Annotated in this window: 5 protein-coding genes; all 5 read left to right on the top strand. The window is 55.1% G+C overall.

Annotated elements, in window-relative coordinates:
• Positions 1-188: 188 nt before the first annotated feature.
• Complete coding sequence (rpsF, locus tag Q4526_RS06655) at positions 189-635, top strand: 30S ribosomal protein S6 (protein ID WP_215976154.1); 447 nt, start codon at positions 189-191, stop codon at positions 633-635.
• A gap of 3 nt (positions 636-638) precedes the next feature.
• Entirely contained in the window at positions 639-866 is a 228-nt protein-coding gene (rpsR, locus tag Q4526_RS06650; protein ID WP_215976153.1) for a 30S ribosomal protein S18, read from the top strand.
• A gap of 12 nt (positions 867-878) precedes the next feature.
• Complete coding sequence (locus Q4526_RS06645) at positions 879-1724, top strand: hypothetical protein (RefSeq protein ID WP_215976152.1); 846 nt, start codon at positions 879-881, stop codon at positions 1722-1724.
• Positions 1725-1761: 37 nt separating this feature from the next.
• Positions 1762-2208: a 50S ribosomal protein L9 gene (gene rplI / locus Q4526_RS06640; RefSeq protein WP_215976151.1), complete on the top strand. Its 447-nt coding sequence runs from the start codon at positions 1762-1764 to the stop codon at positions 2206-2208.
• Between the two features lie 155 nt (positions 2209-2363).
• Complete coding sequence (gene dnaB, locus Q4526_RS06635) at positions 2364-3761, top strand: replicative DNA helicase (RefSeq protein ID WP_215976150.1); 1398 nt, start codon at positions 2364-2366, stop codon at positions 3759-3761.
• The last annotated feature ends 20 nt before the right edge of the window (positions 3762-3781 follow it).

Raw genomic sequence — 3781 nt, 5'->3', positions numbered from 1 at the left:
GCGTCCAGCGTCCAGCGTCTGACTCACTTACTGTCCAAAAAATAACCTTGCACTCCCCCCTTAAACTCTCTAGAATACCGCGCCCCTGTACCCTATGTCGGTGCAGGTGAAACCGGCTGCCCCTTGGGCTTGCCACTCCTTGTCTTACCGCGCAAGGGCGGAAGACTTTAACCCGTAAGGAGCTATTAATGCGTCATTACGAAATCGTATTTATGGTCCACCCGGATCAGAGCGAACAAGTGCCAGGCATGATCGAGCGCTACACCGCAACCGTTACTAACGGTGGTGGTCAGGTGCACCGTCTGGAAGATTGGGGCCGTCGTCAACTGGCTTACCCCATCAACAAGATTCACAAAGCACACTACGTTCTGCTGAACGTTGAGTGTAGCGAAGAAGCCCTGGAAGAATTAACGACCAACTTCCGTTACAACGACGCTGTACTGCGCAACATGGTTATCCGTACTGACGAGGCTGTTACCGAAGAGTCTCCAATTGCGAAAGCCGATAAAGAAAGCCGTGAGCGTAAGGCTCCACGTGCCCCGCGTCGTGAAGAGTCTGAAAAGCCTGCTGAAAAATCTGAAGAAGCTTCAGAAGAAAAAGCAGAAGAGCAGACCACTGAGAAAGAGGGAGAATAATCCATGGCTCGTTTTTTTCGTCGCCGCAAGTTCTGCCGTTTCACCGCTGAAGGCACCAAGCAGATCGATTACAAAGATCTGGACACCTTGAAAGCCTACGTTACTGAAACCGGCAAAATCGTACCTAGCCGCATCACAGGTACAAAAGCTAAATATCAGCGTCAGTTGTCTACCGCTGTTAAACGCGCCCGTTACTTGGCTCTGTTGCCATACACGGACAGCCACGACTAAGAGACAGTTATTGTGCGTGCTCTGGCTGAATTTATTATGCGAGGCCGCACACAGGCTGCAGCGGTAGCACTGATTGGGCACTGGATTCCTCTGGTAAGCCCGGCAGCCGTTGCCCTGGTAACGCTCAGACGTGGAATGGCCGATGGCCTGTTAATTCTGCTCTGGGCTCTGCTGCCACCGATTGGCTACATGGTGGTGGGACAAACAAGCGCAGTACTGGCCCTTATAGGTGCTATTTGCGTCTATCTGGTCGCAATATTACTGCGCACCAAGGCCACTTGGCCCCATGCATTAATGGGCTTGGTGGCGTGCAATACGCTCGGTGTATTGCTGCTCGTTAAGTTGGCGCCTAACTTTGTCGGCGACATGATGGAGTTGGGTAAAGTACTGCTCGACAGTGTGCGCGAGCAAGCGAGTCAGCCACTGGCACTGCCCGAGTCGGACCTAACCTTAGTGTTGGGCTGGCTCGCCGCCTTAGGCACACTCAGTTGCATACTGAGTTTATTGCTGGGGCGTTGGTGGCAGGCCTTGCTGTACAACCCCGGAGGCTTCGGTGAAGAGTTTCGGGCGTTGCGACTGCCGCCATTAGCGTCGACGGTATGCCTTTTGGCTGTCGCCTACTGCTACTGGCAAGCGGGAAGCATGAGCGTATGGGTTTGGGTTTTTGCCCAGCCACTGTTGTTTGCCGGTATTGCACTGGTGCACTCGGTGGCAAAGCAGCGATCTTTGGCCGTGCACTGGTTGGTGTTGTTTTACTGTGCATTGTTATTGGTGCAGCCGTTAAAAATACTGTTGGTCGTCGTCGCATTTAGCGACACGTGGTTGGATTTTCGCGGACGAGTTAAGGCCAAGCCCTAACCACCGCAGGCAAAATTGAAACTAGAGGGTTTACGAGATGGAAGTTATTCTGCTCGAGAAAGTGGGTAAGCTTGGCGCCATTGGCGACAAAGTGACTGTGAAGTCCGGTTTTGGCCGCAACTTCCTGGTACCGCACGGCAAAGCTATCCCAGCAACTGAAGCAAACGTTGCTGAATTTGAAGCGCGTCGCGCTGACCTGGAAGCCGCCGCTGAAGCGAAAAAAGCCGAAGCACAAGTGCGCGCTGACAAACTGGCCGAAGTGGCTGTTACTATCGAAGCCAACGCTGGCGACGAAGGTAAGCTGTTCGGTTCTATCGGTACTCGTGATATTGCTGACGTTATCACCGCCGCTGGCGTTGAAGTGAGCAAGTCTGAAGTGCGTCTGCCAGAAGGTGTGATTCGCGAAGTAGGCGAGTTCGACATCGATGTGCAGGTTCACGCCGACATCATTGCGACCGTTAAACTGTCTGTTGTTGCCGAGTAAATAGCGCCGCATCGCAGGCTTATAAACCTGCGACACCGGATTAGCGTTTACACCCGCTGACAAAACAGTAAAAATCGGGCACTATCGACAGCCGAGTTATCGGCGCGTCGGGTGCCCGTTTTTTTTTGCCCGGTGAAAACTTAAAGAGAGTGAATATGTCTTCAGAGGCCTTGTCCCAATACCCGGAGTCTGAATCCGGCAGCGCTGGCGCTAAGTTACCTTCCTCGGTCGAGGCCGAGCAAGCTGTACTGGGCGGATTAATGCTGGACAACAGCCGGCTCGATGCCGTGCTGGAAATTGCCTCTGAAATAGATTTCTACCGCGAGGATCACAAGCTGATCTTGCGCATGATGATCGAGCTGCAAGAAGACGCCCAGCCGCTCGATGCCGTCACTCTGTCCGAAGTGCTGGAGCGCCACGGCGAGCTAGAGCGCGCCGGCGGCTTGGGCTACCTGGTAGAGCTGGCCGCCAACACGCCGAGCGCCGAGAATATTACCGCCTACGCCCGCATCGTGCGCGAACGCTCCACTCTGCGCCAACTGATCGTCGCCGCGCAAGAGATTAGCCAGTCCAGCTACAACCCCGCCGGGCTCGACTCGGACGACCTGCTGCAACTGGCCGAAAAACGCGTGGCACAAATCGCCGAAGACCGCCCCAAAGAAGGTGGCTTGCGCGAGGTAAATGGCCTACTAAAAGAAACCGTTGAGCGGATCGACGAACTGTTCCGCTCCGGCGATGATGTTACCGGTGTGCCCACCGGCCTTGCCGACCTGGACGGTAAAACCTCCGGCTGGCAGGCTGGGGAGCTGGTTATTCTCGCTGCTCGTCCCTCAATGGGGAAAACCGCACTGGCACTGAACTTTGTCGAGTCCGCCATCTTCAGCCAAGAGCGCCCGGTACTGGTATTCAGTATGGAAATGCCCTCGGCCGCGTTGGTGATGCGGATGATGTCCTCGGTAGGGCGTATCGATCAAGGTCATATGCGCAACGGCAAGCTCACCGAAGAAGATTGGCCTAAACTGTCGGTGGCGGTGAGTAAATTAAAAGATAAACCCCTGTTTATCGATGACACCCCGGGCCTGACGCCGCAAGAAATGCGCGCCCGCACCCGCCGCATTGCCCGCGAGCACGGCAACCCCGGCATGATCATGGTCGATTACCTGCAATTAATGCAGGTGGCCGGCTCCAACGAGGGCCGCACGCAGGAAATCTCCGAAATCTCCCGCGCCCTAAAGGCGCTGGCCAAAGAGTTCGACTGCCCCGTTATCGCTCTGTCGCAGCTCAACCGGAGCGTGGAGCAGCGTCCCAACAAACGCCCCATGAACTCCGACTTGCGTGAATCCGGTGCCATCGAGCAGGATGCCGATATCATCTTGTTCATCTATCGCGACGAGTACTACAACGAAGACAGCGCCGAAAAAGGCGTGGCGGAACTGATTGTGGGCAAGCAGCGTAATGGTGAGGTGGGTACCGTACGCGCCGCGTTTGTGGGTAAATACACCCGGTTTGATAATTTGGCGCCGGAGTATTTTTCGCAGCAGGATGATTATTGATACGCTGGACGCTGGACGCT

The sequence above is a fragment of the Gilvimarinus sp. 2_MG-2023 genome (genome assembly GCF_030547685.1).
Taxonomy (GTDB): Bacteria; Pseudomonadota; Gammaproteobacteria; order Pseudomonadales; family Cellvibrionaceae; genus Gilvimarinus.
Note: the sequence above shows the minus strand (reverse complement) of the source record. Positions and strands in the feature narration are given on the sequence as shown.